This window comes from Massilia agri (genome assembly GCF_024753255.1).
Lineage (GTDB): Bacteria > Pseudomonadota > Gammaproteobacteria > Burkholderiales > Burkholderiaceae_D > Telluria > Telluria agri.
Genome location: NZ_JANUHA010000017.1, coordinates 1 through 17,055 on the forward strand (window position 1 = coordinate 1; position 17,055 = coordinate 17,055).

Below are 17,055 nucleotides of genomic sequence, written 5' to 3' on the forward strand. Positions count from 1 at the left end.
GCCGGTCGCGCCCCGTCGATGGCGGTACAGACCCGGTCGAGTCCGATTGCCGGGCCCAGTAACGCAAGCAATTGCTCACGCTGGCGCCGGTCAAGATGCCTTGCTCGTGCCAGCCACCTCCTGAAGCCCGCCGCTTGCATTGCCGCCTCCGCTATCGACCGAGATGGCAATCAGACAGCGAAGCAGCTCGACAGTTCACCCTGACCCAACAGCAAACGGTGACAGCGCCATGAGTTAAGTACGGCACCGTCACCGCGCGGTGGAAACCGTATCTTGGACCCATGGCCAAGATCGTTTCCACCAAAAAGCTCTACGCCATGCAGCGCATGTCGGCCGCCCTCAAGCGGGCATCGGCGGCCCGGCCCTTCGGTCCGGACACCGATCGCGCGCTGCGCTGGGCCGCGGCCTGGGGCATGAGCGCGGGCATCCGGACGCCGCACACGCGGTTGCGGCTGCGGCGCGATACCTTGTTGGGCGTCGGTCCGGGACTGCATCCCCGAGCTTGATACACTGTCGTTCCAAAGGGGACGGACATGATCGCCAAACGCTGGCTCAAGCATACCGCGGCGGGGCTGCTCGACAGCTTTGTCAGCCGTAACAACGACTTCATCGGCTACTGGGCGCCGGGCGTGCTCTATACGGAGACGCGGGCAACCGGCATGCGGGTGGAACTCGACCTACTTCGCGTCGTCGCGCAGCCTGGCACACCCGCATCGGTCGCTGCGGCGCAGTACTGGTCCGGTTATCTCCGCGATGCGCTGCATCGGCACGGCAGCGGCGTCGACGATCTGCAGACCGCGACCGTGTCCTTGGCCTTCGGACTGCCTCCCTTGCCGCTGCCGAGCTATTACATGTGCGGCGGCGAGCCCTTTTCCTGTTCCGTGCGCCTGGTGTCGCGCTGCGGCGACAGCGTCGAGCGGGAAGCCGTTCGTTCCTGCCTGCCGCACCTGTCGCACGACGGCCGCCGCAGCACCCGCTACCGCGCTTGAGATGAAACCGGACGCGCAGGTTTTCCCTCCCTCCCTTACAATTGCGGTTTTTTCAACACGGGAGTTGTCATGCGCGCCATCGAAATCACGCAGCCCGGCAAGCCGGACGTCCTGCAGTTGTGCGAACGCCCGGTGCCGACCCTGAAGCCGGGCGAAGTGCTGATCAAGGTGCACGCGGCCGGCATCAACCGCCCCGACGTACTGCAACGCCTGGGCAAATACCCGGTGCCGCCGGGCGCATCAAGCCTGCCGGGCCTGGAAGTGGCGGGCGAGATCGTCGACGGCGACTGCGCAGCGGCCGGTTTTGCGAAGGGCGACATGGTCTGCGCGCTGGTGCAGGGCGGCGGCTACGCGGAATACTGCGCGGCGCCGGCCGAGCAGTGCCTGCCGATTCCACACGGCCTGAGCCCGCTGGAAGCGGCCTCGCTGCCCGAGACTTTCTTCACCGTCTGGACCAACGTCTTCGACCGCGCGCAATTGTCGCCGGGCGAAACCCTGCTGGTGCAAGGTGGCACCTCCGGCATCGGCGTGACCGCGATCCAGCTGGCGGCCGCGCTCGGCCACCGCGTCTTCGCGACCGCCGGCTCCGACGAGAAATGCCGCGCCTGCGAACAGCTGGGCGCGGAGCGCGGCATCAATTACAAGACCGAGGATTTTGCCGCAGTCGTAAAAGAACTGACGGGCGGGAAGGGCGTCGACGTCATCCTCGACATGGTCGCCGGCGACTACATCCCGCGCGAGATCGACTGCCTGGCCGACGATGGCCGCATCGCCCTGATCGCGCTGCTGGGCGGCGCGAAGGCCGAGATCGACCTCGGCCAGGTACTGCGCCGCCGCTTGCACATCAGCGGCTCGACCCTGCGCCCCCGCCCGGTCGCCTTCAAGGCGGCGATCGCCCGCAACTTGCGCGAGCGCGTCTGGCCGCTGTTCGGACAGGGCAAACTCAAGCCGGTCATTTACCGCAGCTTCCCGCTCGAGCAGGCGGCCGCTGCGCATGCGCTCATGGAGTCGAGCACGCACGTCGGCAAGATCGTGCTGGAAGTCGCCTAAGCGATTGATACAAAAGGAAAGTAGGCGGCTCAGCCATTGTTTGACCGCCACATATTCGACCGCTAGAATAGCGGGTTATTTAACTGTAGGATCGTATGCGTCCAAAACTCGTCGTCGGTAACTGGAAAATGAACGGCAGCCGCGCGGCCAATGCCATGCTCCTGACCGGTATCCTCGAAGGCTTGCAGGATGCGAAGGCCGCCAGCGCGGTCTGCGTGCCGGCGCCTTATCTCCATCAGTGCCAGGACATCCTGACGGGATCCGCCCTGGCCTGGGGCGCGCAGGACGTGTCCTGCCAGCAGCCCGGCGCCTATACCGGCGAGGTGTGTGCTTCGATGCTGCAGGATTTCGGTTGCCGCTACGTGATCGTCGGCCACTCCGAGCGGCGCGCCTACCATGGCGAGACGAACGAGTTGGTGGCGCGCAAGGCGCAATCGGCGCTGGACGCGGGTCTGACGCCGATCGTCTGCGTCGGCGAAACGCTGGTGCAGCGCGAAGCAGGGCAGACCATGGAAGTGGTCGGCGCCCAGCTGGACGCGGTGCTGGCGCAGGTCGGCCCGGCGGCCGTCGGCAAGCTGGTGGTGGCCTACGAACCCGTGTGGGCGATCGGCACCGGCAAGACGGCGACTCCGGCCATGGCCCAGGAAGTGCATGCTGCCCTGCGCGAAAAACTGCGCGCTTGCAACGCCGAGGCGGCGGAAAACGTGCTGGTGCTGTACGGCGGCAGCATGAAGCCGGATAATGCGGCGGACCTGATGGCGCAGCCGGACATCGACGGCGGCCTGATCGGTGGCGCAGCCCTGAAGGCGGCGGATTTCCTCGCGATCATCGAGGCGGCCTCGCGCGCCGCGCAGTGAAGAACAATTAATAAGTATTTGAAACGTCTTAACTTGGAAATGGAATTGCAATGAGCACCTTCTTTAATCTGATTATTGTTGTGCAGGTCATTTCGGCCCTGGCCATCATCGGCCTGGTGCTGGTCCAGCACGGCAAGGGCGCCGACATGGGCGCCGCCTTTGGTTCGGGTGCTTCGGGCAGCCTGTTCGGCGCCTCCGGTTCGTCGAACTTCCTGTCGAAGTCGACTGCCGTCGCCGCCGCCATCTTCTTCACCTCGACCCTGGCCCTGGCCTGGGTGGGCAACGACCGCGCCCGTCCGGGCACCGACGGTGGCGTGATGGAGCGCGTGACCGTGCCGTCCTCGCAGGCGCCGGCCACCGGCATCCCGAGCGACGTCCCGGGCGCAGGTCCGAACGCCGGCGCCGCCAACGCCCCGGCCGTGCCGGTCAACGACATCCCGCAAACCCCGGGTGTGTCCAATCCTGCGCCGAGCACCGCCGCTCCGGCCGCCGCCGCGCCTGCTGCACCTGCCGCACCGGCTCCGGCCACCAAGTAATTGCAGTCCTCCATCGCCAGGCAGGCGTCGCACGCCTGTTCGCGATTAGCGGTAGAATGCGGCTCGCTGCGGGCCGCTCTCCCGCGCAAAGCAGTAGATTGGTCTCGCTAAATAGCACTCATTCTCGATGGCGCCGCAGGAAGGTTTGCAGTCATCAAAGAAATGTTGAGTAATTGCGTAAATTCCTTGTGATAGCGCAATTTGTGCATTGAAAAGTAGTGCTAAAGCAGGTTAAAATACTGGTCTCCAGCCGACGTGGTGAAATTGGTAGACACGCTATCTTGAGGGGGTAGTGGCGCAAGCTGTGCGAGTTCGAGTCTCGCCGTCGGCACCAAGATTATGAAAGAGCCAGCAAGGGCGATGAGCAACCGCTCTCCTGCCTGAGCTGGCTTTTTTACGAGGATCAATCGTACGGTCCTGGTGGCATTCAACCGGTCAACCGGGCCAGGTTCGCGCGATTCGGCGCTGCACCTCTGCAGTGTTTCATTAACCGATCGTTCAAATAGGCTTCACGTGAACCTCGAAAATTACTTCCCCGTCCTTCTCTTTATCCTGATTGGCATCGGCGTCGGCGTTGCCCCGCAGGTGCTCGGCCGCATCCTCGGTCCGCACCGCCCCGACGCAGCCAAGCTCTCCCCGTATGAATGCGGCTTCGAGGCCTTCGAAGACGCGCGCATGAAGTTCGACGTTCGCTACTACCTGGTGGCGATCCTGTTTATTTTGTTTGATCTGGAAACGGCATTCTTCTTCCCATGGGGCGTCTCGATGCGCGAACTGGGCTGGACCGGTTTCATCACGATGATGGTGTTCATCGCCGAATTCGTCGTGGGCTTCTGGTACATCTGGAAGAAAGGTGCCCTTGATTGGGAATAAGCCATGGCAATTGAAGGCGTATTAAACGAAGGTTTCATTACCACCACAGCCGATAAGCTGATCAACTGGGCGCGCACGGGATCGATGTTCCCGATGACGTTCGGTCTGGCATGCTGCGCGGTCGAGATGATGCATGTGGGCGCCGCCCGCTACGATCTCGACCGCTTTGGCATTGTGTTCCGCCCCTCGCCGCGCCAGTCGGACGTCATGATCGTCGCCGGTACGCTGTGCAACAAGATGGCTCCCGCACTGCGCAAGGTGTACGACCAGATGGCCGAGCCGCGCTGGGTGATCTCGATGGGTTCCTGCGCCAACGGCGGCGGTTACTACCACTACTCCTACTCGGTGGTGCGCGGCTGCGACCGCATCGTGCCGGTCGACGTCTACGTGCCGGGCTGCCCGCCGACCGCGGAAGCCCTGCTGTACGGCATCCTGCAGCTGCAGAACAAGATCAAGCGCACCAATACCATCGCGCGCTAAGAACAGCGAAACACCATGACGACGAAACTCGAAACCCTTGAACTCGCCCTGAAAAACGCACTGGGCGAGGGCGCTGCGATTAGCTCGGCGCTGGGCGAAGTGACTGTGGTGGTCAAGGCCGCCGACTACATCAAGTCGATGCAGACCCTGCGCGACGACCCGACCCTGCGCTTCGAAGAAATGATCGACCTGTGCGGCGTCGATTACTCGCAATACGGCGAAGGCACCTGGGACGGCGCCCGCTTCGCGGTGGTCGTGCACCTGCTGTCGCTGGAGCACAACTGGCGCGTGCGCGTACGCGTGTTCTGCCCGGACGACGACATGCCCCTGGTCGAATCGATCACCGGCATCTGGCGCGCCGCCAACTGGTTCGAACGCGAAGCCTTCGACCTGTTCGGCATCCTGTTCGACGGCCACGGCGACCTGCGCCGCATCCTGACCGACTACGGCTTCATCGGCCACCCGTTCCGCAAGGACTTCCCGATCACGGGCTATGTCGAGATGCGCTACGACCCTGAACAGAAACGCGTGATCTACCAACCGGTGACGATCGAACCGCGCGAGAACATCCCGCGCGTGATCCGCGAAGAAACCTACGGGACGAAATAATGGCTGAGCTTAAGAATTACACCCTGAACTTTGGTCCGCAGCACCCGGCAGCACACGGCGTGCTGCGCCTCGTGCTGGAGCTGGACGGCGAAGTGATCCAGCGCGCCGACCCGCACATCGGCCTGCTGCACCGCGGCACCGAGAAGCTGGCCGAGACCCGCACCTACCTGCAATCGGTTCCCTACATGGACCGCCTCGACTACGTGTCGATGATGTGCAACGAGCACGGCTACGTGCTGGCGATCGAGAAGCTGCTGGGCATCGAAGCCCCGATCCGCGCCCAGTACATCCGCACGATGTTCGACGAGATCACCCGCATCCTGAACCACCTGATGTGGCTGGGCGCGCACGCGCTCGACATCGGCGCCATGGGTCCGTTCCTGTATGCCTTCCGTGACCGCGAAGACCTGTTCGACGTGTATGAGGCCGTCTCGGGCGCGCGCATGCACGCGGCCTACTACCGTCCGGGCGGCGTCTACCGCGACCTGCCGGACCGCATGCCGCAGCACAAGGAATCGCCGATCCGCTCGAAGAAAGCCATCGACGAACTGAACCGCGACCGCCAGGGTTCGGTGCTGGACTTCCTGGATGCCTTCACCAAGCGCTTCGACGGCTACGTCGATGAATACGAAACCCTGCTGACCGATAACCGTATCTGGAAGCAGCGCACCGTGGGCATCGGCGTGGTCTCGCCGGAAGACGCGAAGGCGATGGGCTTCACCGGCGCCATGCTGCGCGGCTCGGGCGTGGCCTGGGACCTGCGCAAGAAGCAGCCGTATGCCGCCTACGACAAGGTCGAGTTCGACATCCCGGTCGGCACCAACGGCGACTCCTACGACCGCTACCTGGTGCGCATCGAAGAAATGCGCCAGTCGAACCGCATCATCAAGCAGTGCATCGCCTGGCTGCGCGTGAACCAGGGTCCGGTGATGATCGACAACAACAAGATCGCCCCGCCGAGCCGCATGGACATGAAGTCCAACATGGAATCGCTGATCCACCACTTCAAGCTGTTCACCGAAGGCTTCCATGTGCCGGAAGGCGAGGCCTATGCGGCGGTCGAGCACCCGAAGGGCGAGTTCGGCATCTACATCGTGTCGGACGGCGCGAATAAGCCGTATCGCCTGAAGATCCGCACCCCGGACTATGTCCACCTGCAGAGCCTCGACGAAATGTCGCGCGGCCACATGATCGCCGACGCAGTCGCGATCATCGGTACCCAGGACATCGTGTTCGGCAGTATCGACCGGTGAGGCGGGCCTCCGCTAACTAATTTCGGATCTTATTATGTTATCGCAGGAAACCTACAAGAAAATCGATCGCGAGCTGGCCAAGTACCCAGCCGATCAACGCCAGTCGGCCGTCATGGCTTCGCTGGCCCACGCCCAGGTCGAACTGGGCTGGCTGTCGCCGGAAACCATGCAGGAAATCGCCGACTACATCGGCATGCCGGCCATCGCCGTGCAGGAAGTGGCGACCTTCTACAACATGTACAACATCAAGCCGGTCGGCAAGCACAAGATCACCGTGTGCACCAACCTGCCGTGCGCCCTGTCGGGCGGCGAGCGCGCCGGCCAGCGCATCAAGGATGCACTGGGCATCGGCTACCGCGACACCACCGAAGACGGCAAATTCACCCTGCTGGAAGGCGAGTGCATGGGCGCCTGCGGCGACGCACCTGTGATGCTGGTGAATAACCACCGCATGTGCTCGTTCATGAGCGACGAGAAGATCGACGCCCTGCTTGAGGAACTGAACAAATGACCAGCCTGCACGACCGTCACATCAATCCGCTGATCCTCAAGGACCTGAACGGCGAGAACTGGCACCTGGCCGACTACGTCAAGCGTGGCGGCTATTCGGCGCTGCGCCGCATCCTGGAAGAGGGCATCTCGCCGGAACAGATCATCGCCGACCTGAAGACCTCGGGCCTGCGCGGCCGCGGCGGCGCCGGTTTCCCGACCGGCCTGAAGTGGAGCTTCATGCCGCGCCAGTACCCCGGCCAGAAATACCTCGTCTGCAACACCGACGAAGGCGAGCCGGGTACCTTCAAGGACCGCGACATCATCCGCTACAACCCGCATGCGCTGATCGAAGGCATGGCCATCGGCGCCTACGCGATGGGCATCACCGTGGGCTACAACTACATCCACGGCGAGATCTTCCAGGAATACCTGCGCTTCGAAGAGGCGCTGGAAGAGGCGCGCGCCGCCGGCTTCCTGGGCGATAACATCATGGGTTCGCAGTTCAGCTTCCAGCTGCACGCGCACCACGGCTACGGCGCCTACATCTGCGGCGAAGAAACCGCGCTGCTCGAGTCGCTGGAAGGCAAGAAGGGCCAGCCGCGCTTCAAGCCGCCGTTCCCGGCCTCGTTCGGCCTGTACGGCAAGCCGACCACCATCAACAACACCGAGACCTTCGCGGCCGTCCCGTTCATCCTGAACATCGGCGCCGAGAACTACATGGGCCTCGGCAAGCCGAACAACGGCGGCACCAAGATCTTCTCGATCTCGGGCGACGTCGAGCGTCCGGGCAACTACGAAGTCCCGCTGGGCACGCCGTTCGCCAAGCTGATGGAGCTGGCCGGCGGTATGCGCGGCGGCAAGAAGATCAAGGCCGTGATTCCTGGCGGTTCGTCGGCGCCCGTGGTGCGCGGCGACGTCATGATGCAGACCGACCTCGACTACGACTCGATCGCGAAGGCCGGCTCGATGCTGGGTTCTGGCGCCGTGATCGTCATGGACGAGACCCGGTGCATGGTCAAGTCGCTGCTGCGTCTCTCGTACTTCTACTACGAGGAATCGTGCGGCCAGTGCACCCCGTGCCGTGAAGGCACCGGCTGGATGTACCGCATGGTCCACCGCATCGAACACGGCCAGGGCCGTCCGGAAGACATGGATCTGCTGAACTCGATCGCCGACAACATCCAGGGCCGCACCATCTGCGCGCTGGGCGATGCCGCCGCGATGCCGGTTCGCGCCATGATCAAGAACTTCCGCGAGGAATTCGAATATCACATCGAGCACAAGCATTGCCTCGTGCCCACTTACCTTTAAGCCAGGTCAGGTAACGACAAATGGTTGAAATTGAATTAGACGGCAAGAAAGTCGAAGTCGCACCAGGTTCCATGGTGATGGACGCCGCAAACAAACTCGGGACCTACATCCCGCACTTCTGCTATCACAAGAAACTGTCGATCGCAGCGAACTGCCGCATGTGCCTGGTCGAAGTGGAAAAGGCGCCCAAGCCGCTGCCTGCCTGCGCGACCCCGGTCTCGCCCGGCATGATCGTGCGCACCCACAGCGACAAGGCCGTGCACGCGCAGAAGTCGGTGATGGAGTTCCTCCTCATTAACCACCCGCTGGATTGCCCGATCTGCGACCAGGGCGGCGAATGCCAGCTGCAGGACCTGGCCGTCGGCTATGGCAAGAGCGGTTCGCGCTATGCCGAAGAGAAGCGCGTGGTGGCCCCGAAAGAGGCCGGCCCGCTGATCTCGATGGAAGAGATGTCGCGTTGCATCCAGTGCACCCGTTGCGTGCGTTTCGGCCAGGAAGTGGCCGGCGTGATGGAATTCGGCATGGTCGGCCGCGGCGAGCACTCGGAGATCACCACCTTCGTCGGCAAGACTGTCGACTCGGAAGTGTCGGGCAATATGATCGACCTGTGCCCGGTCGGCGCGCTCACCAGCAAGCCGTTCCGTTACTCGGCACGTCCGTGGGAACTGCAGCGCCGCAAGTCGATCGCGCCGCACGACTCGCTGGGCTCGAACCTGATCGTGCAGGTCAAGGGCGGCAAGGTCATGCGCGTGCTGCCGCTGGAAAACGAAGCCATCAACGAATGCTGGCTGTCGGACAAGGACCGCTTCTCCTATGAGGCGCTCGACAATGCCGACCGTCTCACCAACCCGATGATCAAGCAGGGCGGCGTGTGGCAGGAAACCGACTGGCAGACCGCGCTGGAATACGTGGCCCATGGCCTGCGTAACATCCGCCACGAGCACGGCGCCGACAGCATCGCCGCTGTCGCGACCCCACACTCGACGCTGGAAGAACTCTACCTGCTGAACAAGATGACCCGCGGCATTGGCTCGGACAACATCGAGTTCCGCCTGCGCCAGACCGATTTCGCGCTGGACGGCCAGGTCACGCCATGGCTGGGCATGCCGATCGCAAACTTCTCGCAACTGAAGCGCGCCTTCGTCATCGGTTCGAACCTGCGCAAGGACCACCCGCTGGTCGCAACCCGCCTGCGCACCGCCACCAAGGGCGGCGCCAAGCTGTCGCTGCTGCAGGCGTCGGACGACGACCTGCTGATGCCGATCGCTAACAAGCTGATCGCTGCGCCAAGCGACTGGCTGGCTGCGCTGTCGGAAGTCGTGTCGGCCGTCGCCGGCGCGAAGGGTGTGAATGCACCGAGCGGTTTCGAGAACGTGCAGGCAGGGGAGGGTGCCCGCGCCATCGCTGCAAGCCTGGTTGGTCAGGAGACCCTGGGCGCCGTCCTGATCGGTAACGCTGCGTCGTATCACCCGCAAGCTTCGAAGATCCACGCCGCTGCGCAGTGGATCGCCGAGCAGACCGGCTGCTCCTTCGGCTACCTGGTCGACGCGGCCAATACCGTGGGCGGCCACATCGTCGGCGCCACCGGCAAAGGCGAAGCCGTCTTCGCATCGCCGAAGAAAGCCTACGTGCTGCTGAACGCGGAACCGGAACTGGATGCGGCCAACCCGCAGCAGGCTCGCGCCGCCCTGGATGCCGCCGAAATGGTCGTCGCCATGTCCGCCTTCAAGCACGGCATGGACTTCGCCGACGTGCTGCTGCCGATCTCGCCGTTCAGCGAGACCGCCGGTACCTTCGTCAACTGCGAAGGCCGCGCACAGAGCTTCAACGGCACCGTGCGTCCGCTGGGCGAGACCCGTCCGGCCTGGAAAGTGCTGCGCGTGCTGGGCAACCTGCTGGGCCTGTCGGGCTTCGACTACGAGACTTCGGAATCGATCCGCGACGAAGCCATCGGCAAGGGCAATACCGACCTGTCGGCCAAGCTGAACAACGTCGCCAAGCTGGGCTTGAGCGCGGGCACCTACGCACCGGCCGGCCAGCTCGAGCGCGTCGCCGACCTGCCGATCTACTTCACCGACGCGCTGTCGCGCCGTTCGGAGCCGCTGCAGCGCACCGCCGACGCCAACGCGCCGCTGGTGACCCTGTCGAAGGCTGTCGCCGAGCAGATCGGCGTGCAGTCGGGCGACTCGGTCCGCGTGACCCAGGGTTCGGGCAGCGCCGTGCTGGTCGCCACCGTGGATGCGCGCCTGCCGTCGAACGCGGTGCGCGTGGCCGCCGGCCACCCGGCCGTCGCCGGCCTGGGTGCGATGTTCGGTTCGATCAATGTTGAAAAAGCAGTTGCACAAGGAGGCGGCAAATAATGGCAACGCCCGGTTTTATCGATACGCTGAACGCCGGCGGGGCTGACCTCCTCGGCCCGGTCTGGCCGCTGGCCTGGAACGTCCTCAAGATCGTCGTGGTGCTGCTGCCGCTGATGGGTCTGGTGGCCTACCTGACCCTGTGGGAGCGCAAGCTGATCGGCTGGATCCAGATCCGCGTGGGCCCGAACCGCGTGGGTCCGGGCGGCCTGCTGCAGCCGATCGCCGACGCGGTCAAGCTGCTGCTCAAGGAAATCGTCATCCCGACCAAGGCCAACCGCAGCCTGTTCGTGATCGGCCCGATCATGACCATCATGCCGGCGCTGGCCGCATGGGCGGTGGTGCCTTTCGGTCCGCAAGCCGCGCTGGCCAACGTCAACGCCGGCCTGCTGTTCCTGATGGCGATCACCTCGATGGAAGTCTACGGCATCATCATCGCCGGCTGGGCTTCGAACTCGAAGTACTCGTTCATGGGCGCGATGCGCGCCTCGGCCCAGATGATCTCCTACGAGATCCCGATCGGCTTCGTGCTGGTGGTGGTGCTGATGGTGACGGGCAGCCTGAACATGACCGACATCGTCACCAGCCAGCAGATGGGCCGCTTCGCCGACATGGGCCTGAACTTCCTGTCGTGGAACTGGCTGCCGCTGCTGCCGCTGTTCGTCATCTACTTCGTCTCCGGCCTGGCCGAGTGCAACCGCCACCCCTTCGACGTGGTGGAAGGCGAATCGGAAATCGTGGCCGGCCACATGGTCGAGTATTCGGGCATGTCCTACGCGATGTTCATGCTGGCCGAATACGCCAACATGATCCTGATCTCGACCCTGTGCGCGATCCTGTTCCTGGGTGGCTGGTCGGCTCCGTTCAGCTTCCTGCAATTCGGCGCGATTGGTGGCTTCTTCTGGCTGTTCCTGAAGATGTTCATCATGGTCTCGCTGATGATCTGGGTCCGCGGCACCTTCCCGCGCTACCGCTATGACCAGATCATGCGCCTGGGCTGGAAAGTGTTCATCCCGCTGACCCTGATCTGGCTGGTCGTGGTCGCGCTCTGGATGCATTCGCCGTGGAACATCTGGATGCCTGTGAAGTAAGGAAGCAAACAAAAATGAATCGGATTAAAGAAATCGTCGGCAGCCTGATGCTGTCCGAACTCTTCAAGGGCCTGGCCCTGACCGGCAAGTATGCGCTGTCGCGCAAGATCACGGTCCAGTACCCGGAAGAGAAGACGCCGATGTCGAACCGCTTCCGCGGCCTGCACGCCCTGCGTCGCTACCCCAACGGGGAAGAGCGCTGCATCGCCTGCAAGCTGTGCGAGGCTGTGTGCCCGGCAATGGCGATCACGATCGAATCGGCGCAGCGCGAGGACGGCACCCGCCGCACCACGCGCTACGACATCGACCTGACCAAGTGCATCTTCTGCGGCTTCTGCGAAGAGTCCTGCCCGGTCGACTCGATCGTGGAAACCCATGTGCTGGAGTACCACGGCGAGAAACGCGGCGACCTCTACTACACCAAAGAGATGCTGCTCGCCGTGGGCGACCGCTACGAAGCCGACATCGCCGCCGCTCGCGAAGCGGACGCGAAGTACCGATAAGAAGAGGCTGAAAAAGTCATGGAATTCACTACTTTCCTGTTCTACGCGTTCGCCACCATCACGGTGCTGGCGAGTCTGCGCGTCATCACCACCAAGAACCCGGTCCACGCCGCGCTGTTCCTGGTGCTGGCCTTCTTCAACGTGGCCGGCATCTGGCTGCTGCTGAAGGCCGAGTTCCTGGCCATCGTGCTGGTGCTGGTCTACGTCGGCGCCGTGATGGTGCTCTTCCTCTTCGTCGTCATGATGCTCGACATTAATATCGACCGCATGCGCGAAGGCTTCTGGGGTTACCTGCCGCTGGCCTCGGGCGTCGGCGCCCTGATCGTGCTCGAGATGGCCGCCGTGCTGTACCGTTCGTACAGCCAGACCGACCTGTCGGCCGAAGCCGCCGCCCTGAACATCGGCGGCACCAAGGAACTGGGCCTCCTGATCTACACCAAGTACATCTACGGCTTCGAGATCGCGGCCGTGATCCTGCTGGTGGCGATCATCGCCGCCGTCGCCCTGACCCTGCGCAAGCGCAAGGACACCAAAGCAATCGACCCGGGCCTCGCCGTCCGCGTCAAGCGTAACGACCGCCTGCGCATCGTCAAGATGGATGCGGTCAACCAGCGCGCGATCGACGAAGCCGCTGCCCAGAAAGCAGCAGCCGAGGCAGCCGCCGCAGCACCGAAGGAGGCACCATGACTTTGTCGCTCGCACACTACCTGATCCTGGGCGCGATCCTGTTCGCGATCTCGGTGATCGGGATCTTCCTGAACCGGAAGAACATCATCATCCTCCTGATGGCTGTCGAACTGATGCTGCTGGCGGTGAACCTGAACTTCGTCGCGTTCTCGCACTACCTGGGAGACGCGGCGGGGCAGATCTTCGTGTTCTTCATTCTGACCGTCGCGGCCGCCGAATCGGCGATCGGCCTGGCGATCCTGGTGGTCCTGTTCCGTAATCTGGACACGATCAATGTGGAAGACCTCGACAGCCTGAAGGGCTGATGGTCTCGGCTTGATAAACAATAACGATTAAGGTTCAACATGGCGGGGCAACTCTCTTCCTCAATGTTACTGGCGGTGCCTCTGGCGCCGCTGGCGGGCTCGGCGATCGCCGGCCTGCTCGGCACCAAGTTCTTCGGCAATGTGGTCGGCCGCAAGGTGTCGCACACGGCGACCATCCTGGGCGTTCTCATCGCACTGATCATCTCGGTCCAGACCCTGATGGCGGTGCTCGATGGCGCCACCTTCAATGAAGACATCTACACCTGGATGACCGTCGGCACGCTCAAGCTGGCCGTCGGCTTCCAGATCGACACGCTGTCGGCGATGATGATGTGCGTGGTGACCTCGGTCTCCCTGATGGTCCACATCTACACGATCGGCTACATGGCCGAGGACGAAGGCTACAACCGCTTCTTCTCGTACATCTCGCTGTTCACCTTCTCGATGCTGATGCTGGTCATGTCCAACAACTTCCTGCAGCTGTTCTTCGGCTGGGAAGCGGTGGGCCTGGTCTCGTATCTCCTGATCGGCTTCTGGTACACCCGTCCGACCGCGATCTTCGCGAACATGAAGGCCTTCCTGGTCAACCGCGTGGGCGACTTCGGCTTCATCCTGGGTATCGGCCTGCTGCTGGCCGCGTCGGGCTCGATGCAGTACACCGACGTGTTCGCGCAAGCGGACAAGCTGTCGCAGATGACCGTGCCGGGCATCGGCTGGCCGCTGCTCACCGCAGCCTGCATCTGCCTGTTCATCGGCGCAATGGGCAAGTCGGCGCAGTTCCCGCTGCACGTCTGGCTGCCGGACTCGATGGAAGGCCCGACCCCGATCTCGGCGCTGATCCACGCTGCAACCATGGTTACCGCCGGCATCTTCATGGTGTCGCGCATGTCGCCGCTGTTCGAGCTGTCGGACGGCGCGCTGAGCTTCATCATCGTGATCGGCTCGATCACCGCGCTGTTCATGGGCTTCCTGGGCATCATCCAGAACGACATCAAGCGCGTGGTCGCTTACTCGACCCTGTCGCAGCTGGGCTACATGACCGTCGCACTGGGCGTGTCGGCCTACTCGGTGGCCGTGTTCCACCTGATGACCCACGCCTTCTTCAAGGCCCTGCTGTTCCTCGGCGCCGGTTCGGTCATCATCGGCATGCACCACGACCAGGACATGCGCAACATGGGCGGCCTGCGCAAGTACATGCCGATCACCTGGATCACCTCGCTGCTGGGCTCGCTGGCCCTGATCGGTACGCCGTTGTTCTCGGGCTTCTACTCGAAGGACTCGATCATCGAGGCCGTGCACGCGTCGAACCTGCCGGGCGCCGGTTTCGCCAACTTCGCGGTGCTGGCCGGCGTCTTCGTGACCGCCTTCTACTCCTTCCGCATGTACTTCCTGGTGTTCCATGGCGAATCGCGCTGGAACCACCCGGTCAAGCACAGCGAAGGCCATGATTCGGATGCGCACCATGAGGAGGAATCGCACAGCGATTCCGCCCATGACGACCACGGCGACGACCACCACCACCACGGCCTGCAGCCGGGCGACAAGCCGCACGAGTCGCCATGGGTCGTGACCCTGCCGCTGGTCCTGCTGGCGATCCCGTCGGTCATCATCGGCTACCTGGCGATCGGTCCGATGCTGCATGGCGACTTCTTCAAGGGCGTCATCACCGTCAACCCGAGCCACCCGGCCATGGCCGAACTGAACGAGATGTTCCACGGCCCGATGGCGATGGCACTGCACGGCCTGCAGACCGCACCGTTCTGGCTGGCACTGGCAGGCGTTGCCGCGGCTTACTACTGCTATATGGTCAACCCGCGCGTGCCGGCCTGGTTCTATGCCAAGTTCAAGCCGCTGCACACCCTGCTGGACAACAAGTACTACATGGACAAGTTCAACGAGGTCGTGTTCGCCGGCGGCGCACGCGCCGTCGGTGGCGGCCTGTGGAAAGTGGGCGACCGCGGCCTGATCGACGGCCTGCTGGTCAACGGCTCGGCCAAGCTGGTCGGCTGGTTCTCGACGATCACCCGTACCTTCCAGACGGGCTACATCTATCACTACGCATTCGTGATGATCGTCGGCGTGCTGGCGACCCTGCTGTGGTTCTTCCCGTTCTGGCGCGGTTAATCGGGTTCGATAAGAAAAGCGAAAAATGATGCAGTCAATTTCTACATTTCCTCCTTACCTGAGCCTGGCGATCTGGCTCCCGATCGTCTTCGGCCTGATCGTCCTGGCCGTCGGCCGCGACAAGAACGCCGGCTTCACCCGCCTGCTGTCGCTGGTGGGCGCGGTGGTCAGCTTCCTGCCGACCCTGCCGCTGATCATGAACTTCGACAATGCCGCCCACGGCATGCAGTTCTATGAGTCGGCCAGCTGGATCGAACGCTTCAATGTGTTCTACAAGCTGGGCGTCGACGGCCTGTCGCTGTGGTTCGTGCCCCTGACCGCCTTCATCACCATCATCGTGGTGCTGGCGGCCTGGCAGGTGATCGAAGAGCGCGTCGGCCAGTACATGGGTTCCTTCCTGATCCTGTCGGGCCTGATGATCGGCGTGTTCGCCTCGCTGGACGGCCTGCTGTTCTACTTCTTCTTCGAAGCCACGCTGATCCCGATGTACATCATCATCGGCGTGTTCGGCGGCCCGAACCGCGTGTATGCGGCATTCAAGTTCTTCCTGTACACGTTCTTCGGCTCGCTGCTGACCCTGGTCGCGATCATCTACCTGTACAACCAGTCGGGCTCCTTCGACATCCTGGCATGGCACAAGCTGCCGCTCACGATGAACGAGCAGATCCTGATCTTCATCGCCTTCTTCATGGCCTTCGCCGTGAAGGTCCCGATGTGGCCGGTGCACACCTGGCTGCCGGACGCCCACGTGGAAGCGCCGACCGGCGGTTCCGTCGTGCTGGCCGCGATCATGCTGAAGCTGGGCGCCTATGGCTTCCTGCGATTCTCGCTGCCGATCGCTCCGGACGCTTCGCAATACCTGGCCCCGGTCGTGATCGTGCTGTCCCTGGTCGCCGTGATCTACATCGGCCTGGTCGCCCTGGTCCAGAAAGACATGAAGAAACTGGTCGCCTACTCGTCGATCGCCCACATGGGCTTCGTCACCCTGGGCTTCTTCATGTTCAACGACCTGGGCGTGCAGGGCGGCCTGATGCAGTCAATCTCGCACGGCTTCGTGTCGGGCGCGATGTTCCTGTGCATCGGCGTGCTGTACGACCGCGTCCACTCGCGTGAAATCGCCGACTACGGCGGCGTCGTGAACACGATGCCGAAGTTCGCGGCCTTCGCCGTGCTGTTCTCGATGGCCAATGCCGGCCTGCCGGCCACCTCCGGCTTCATCGGCGAATTCATGGTCATCCTGGGCGCCGTCGAATTCAACTTCTGGACCGGCCTGCTGTCCGGCACCGCCCTGATCCTGGGCGCCGCCTACTCGCTGTGGATGGTCAAGCGCGTCGTGTTCGGCCCGGTGGTGCACAAGCACGTCGCCGAGCTGACCGACCTGAACGGCCGCGAATTCGCCATCCTGGGCGTGCTGGCGATCGCCACCCTGTGGATGGGCCTGTACCCGGCGCCGATCGGCGATACCCTGCAGGTCTCGGTCACCGATCTCCTGCAACACGTCGCAGTCAGCAAAGTGCCTTAAATAAGCCATGAATGAA

The 17,055-nt window shown here is 63.3% G+C and carries 18 protein-coding genes and 1 tRNA gene; all 19 read left to right on the forward strand.

Features of this window, described 5'->3' with window-relative positions; all coding sequences use genetic code 11:
- Positions 1 to 281: 281 nt before the first annotated feature.
- The 19 genes from NX780_RS19935 to NX780_RS20025 all read left to right on the forward strand — a co-directional run bounded on the left by NX780_RS19935 (position 282) and on the right by NX780_RS20025 (position 17,039).
- A complete protein-coding gene (locus NX780_RS19935; RefSeq protein WP_258829628.1) occupies positions 282 to 506 on the forward strand; it encodes a hypothetical protein in 225 nt (74 codons plus the stop codon).
- Positions 507 to 533: 27 nt separating this feature from the next.
- Positions 534 to 989 carry a hypothetical protein gene (locus NX780_RS19940; protein WP_258829629.1) on the forward strand — a complete coding sequence of 152 codons (456 nt, stop codon included), beginning with the start codon at positions 534 to 536 and terminating at the stop codon, positions 987 to 989.
- Between the two features lie 69 nt (positions 990 to 1,058).
- The gene (locus tag NX780_RS19945; protein WP_258829630.1) at positions 1,059 to 2,039 is read left to right on the forward strand and encodes an NAD(P)H-quinone oxidoreductase; all 981 of its coding nucleotides are present in this window, start codon (positions 1,059 to 1,061) and stop codon (positions 2,037 to 2,039) included.
- 95 nt (positions 2,040 to 2,134) lie between these two features.
- A complete protein-coding gene (tpiA, locus tag NX780_RS19950) occupies positions 2,135 to 2,896 on the forward strand; it encodes a triose-phosphate isomerase (protein WP_258829631.1) in 762 nt (253 codons plus the stop codon).
- A gap of 50 nt (positions 2,897 to 2,946) precedes the next feature.
- Positions 2,947 to 3,432 carry a preprotein translocase subunit SecG gene (gene secG / locus NX780_RS19955; RefSeq protein WP_258829632.1) on the forward strand — a complete coding sequence of 162 codons (486 nt, stop codon included), beginning with the start codon at positions 2,947 to 2,949 and terminating at the stop codon, positions 3,430 to 3,432.
- A 249-nt stretch (positions 3,433 to 3,681) separates the two neighbouring features.
- Positions 3,682 to 3,766 (forward strand) — tRNA-Leu (locus tag NX780_RS19960).
- A 179-nt stretch (positions 3,767 to 3,945) separates the two neighbouring features.
- Positions 3,946 to 4,305, forward strand: a complete 360-nt coding sequence (locus NX780_RS19965) for an NADH-quinone oxidoreductase subunit A (protein ID WP_258829633.1) — start codon at positions 3,946 to 3,948, stop codon at positions 4,303 to 4,305.
- 3 nt (positions 4,306 to 4,308) lie between these two features.
- On the forward strand, positions 4,309 to 4,785 hold the full coding sequence (locus tag NX780_RS19970; RefSeq protein ID WP_036249088.1) for a NuoB/complex I 20 kDa subunit family protein: 477 nt from the start codon (positions 4,309 to 4,311) through the stop codon (positions 4,783 to 4,785).
- Between the two features lie 15 nt (positions 4,786 to 4,800).
- Entirely contained in the window at positions 4,801 to 5,394 is a 594-nt protein-coding gene (locus NX780_RS19975; RefSeq protein WP_258829634.1) for an NADH-quinone oxidoreductase subunit C, read from the forward strand.
- On the forward strand, positions 5,394 to 6,647 hold the full coding sequence (locus tag NX780_RS19980; RefSeq protein WP_258829635.1) for an NADH-quinone oxidoreductase subunit D: 1,254 nt from the start codon (positions 5,394 to 5,396) through the stop codon (positions 6,645 to 6,647). The genes NX780_RS19975 and NX780_RS19980 overlap by 1 nt, the downstream gene beginning before the upstream one ends.
- 34 nt (positions 6,648 to 6,681) lie before the next feature.
- The gene (gene nuoE / locus NX780_RS19985; protein ID WP_258829636.1) at positions 6,682 to 7,158 is read left to right on the forward strand and encodes an NADH-quinone oxidoreductase subunit NuoE; all 477 of its coding nucleotides are present in this window, start codon (positions 6,682 to 6,684) and stop codon (positions 7,156 to 7,158) included.
- Positions 7,155 to 8,450 (forward strand): NADH-quinone oxidoreductase subunit NuoF, encoded by a 1,296-nt coding sequence (gene nuoF / locus NX780_RS19990; protein WP_258829637.1) that lies wholly within the window; start codon positions 7,155 to 7,157, stop codon positions 8,448 to 8,450. Before nuoE ends, nuoF begins: the two co-directional genes overlap by 4 nt.
- A 20-nt stretch (positions 8,451 to 8,470) precedes the next feature.
- Positions 8,471 to 10,810, forward strand: a complete 2,340-nt coding sequence (gene nuoG / locus NX780_RS19995; RefSeq protein WP_258829638.1) for an NADH-quinone oxidoreductase subunit NuoG — start codon at positions 8,471 to 8,473, stop codon at positions 10,808 to 10,810.
- Entirely contained in the window at positions 10,810 to 11,898 is a 1,089-nt protein-coding gene (gene nuoH, locus NX780_RS20000; protein ID WP_258829639.1) for an NADH-quinone oxidoreductase subunit NuoH, read from the forward strand. The genes nuoG and nuoH overlap by 1 nt, the downstream gene beginning before the upstream one ends.
- 14 nt (positions 11,899 to 11,912) lie before the next feature.
- Positions 11,913 to 12,401, forward strand: coding sequence for an NADH-quinone oxidoreductase subunit NuoI (gene nuoI / locus NX780_RS20005; protein ID WP_231059987.1), 489 nt, complete (start codon positions 11,913 to 11,915; stop codon positions 12,399 to 12,401).
- A gap of 18 nt (positions 12,402 to 12,419) precedes the next feature.
- The gene (locus NX780_RS20010; protein WP_258829640.1) at positions 12,420 to 13,088 is read left to right on the forward strand and encodes an NADH-quinone oxidoreductase subunit J; all 669 of its coding nucleotides are present in this window, start codon (positions 12,420 to 12,422) and stop codon (positions 13,086 to 13,088) included.
- Positions 13,085 to 13,393: an NADH-quinone oxidoreductase subunit NuoK gene (gene nuoK / locus NX780_RS20015; protein ID WP_027863874.1), complete on the forward strand. Its 309-nt coding sequence runs from the start codon at positions 13,085 to 13,087 to the stop codon at positions 13,391 to 13,393. The genes NX780_RS20010 and nuoK overlap by 4 nt, the downstream gene beginning before the upstream one ends.
- A 39-nt stretch (positions 13,394 to 13,432) precedes the next feature.
- Positions 13,433 to 15,517: an NADH-quinone oxidoreductase subunit L gene (gene nuoL, locus NX780_RS20020; RefSeq protein WP_258829641.1), complete on the forward strand. Its 2,085-nt coding sequence runs from the start codon at positions 13,433 to 13,435 to the stop codon at positions 15,515 to 15,517.
- A 25-nt stretch (positions 15,518 to 15,542) separates the two neighbouring features.
- Complete coding sequence (locus NX780_RS20025) at positions 15,543 to 17,039, forward strand: NADH-quinone oxidoreductase subunit M (RefSeq protein WP_258829642.1); 1,497 nt, start codon at positions 15,543 to 15,545, stop codon at positions 17,037 to 17,039.
- The last annotated feature ends 16 nt before the right edge of the window (positions 17,040 to 17,055 follow it).

What these genes read in the sequence shown, in the direction of transcription:
- NX780_RS19935 (WP_258829628.1), top strand. Translation starts at nt 282, where the DNA reads ATGGCCAAGATCGTTTCCACCAAAAAGCTCTACGCCATGCAGCGCATG.
- NX780_RS19940 (WP_258829629.1), top strand. Translation starts at nt 534, where the DNA reads ATGATCGCCAAACGCTGGCTCAAGCATACCGCGGCGGGGCTGCTCGAC.
- NX780_RS19945 (WP_258829630.1), top strand. Translation starts at nt 1,059, where the DNA reads ATGCGCGCCATCGAAATCACGCAGCCCGGCAAGCCGGACGTCCTGCAG.
- tpiA (WP_258829631.1), top strand. Translation starts at nt 2,135, where the DNA reads ATGCGTCCAAAACTCGTCGTCGGTAACTGGAAAATGAACGGCAGCCGC.
- secG (WP_258829632.1), top strand. Translation starts at nt 2,947, where the DNA reads ATGAGCACCTTCTTTAATCTGATTATTGTTGTGCAGGTCATTTCGGCC.
- NX780_RS19970 (WP_036249088.1), top strand. Translation starts at nt 4,309, where the DNA reads ATGGCAATTGAAGGCGTATTAAACGAAGGTTTCATTACCACCACAGCC.
- NX780_RS19975 (WP_258829634.1), top strand. Translation starts at nt 4,801, where the DNA reads ATGACGACGAAACTCGAAACCCTTGAACTCGCCCTGAAAAACGCACTG.
- NX780_RS19980 (WP_258829635.1), top strand. Translation starts at nt 5,394, where the DNA reads ATGGCTGAGCTTAAGAATTACACCCTGAACTTTGGTCCGCAGCACCCG.
- nuoE (WP_258829636.1), top strand. Translation starts at nt 6,682, where the DNA reads ATGTTATCGCAGGAAACCTACAAGAAAATCGATCGCGAGCTGGCCAAG.
- nuoF (WP_258829637.1), top strand. Translation starts at nt 7,155, where the DNA reads ATGACCAGCCTGCACGACCGTCACATCAATCCGCTGATCCTCAAGGAC.
- nuoG (WP_258829638.1), top strand. Translation starts at nt 8,471, where the DNA reads ATGGTTGAAATTGAATTAGACGGCAAGAAAGTCGAAGTCGCACCAGGT.
- nuoH (WP_258829639.1), top strand. Translation starts at nt 10,810, where the DNA reads ATGGCAACGCCCGGTTTTATCGATACGCTGAACGCCGGCGGGGCTGAC.
- nuoI (WP_231059987.1), top strand. Translation starts at nt 11,913, where the DNA reads ATGAATCGGATTAAAGAAATCGTCGGCAGCCTGATGCTGTCCGAACTC.
- NX780_RS20010 (WP_258829640.1), top strand. Translation starts at nt 12,420, where the DNA reads ATGGAATTCACTACTTTCCTGTTCTACGCGTTCGCCACCATCACGGTG.
- nuoK (WP_027863874.1), top strand. Translation starts at nt 13,085, where the DNA reads ATGACTTTGTCGCTCGCACACTACCTGATCCTGGGCGCGATCCTGTTC.
- nuoL (WP_258829641.1), top strand. Translation starts at nt 13,433, where the DNA reads ATGGCGGGGCAACTCTCTTCCTCAATGTTACTGGCGGTGCCTCTGGCG.
- NX780_RS20025 (WP_258829642.1), top strand. Translation starts at nt 15,543, where the DNA reads ATGATGCAGTCAATTTCTACATTTCCTCCTTACCTGAGCCTGGCGATC.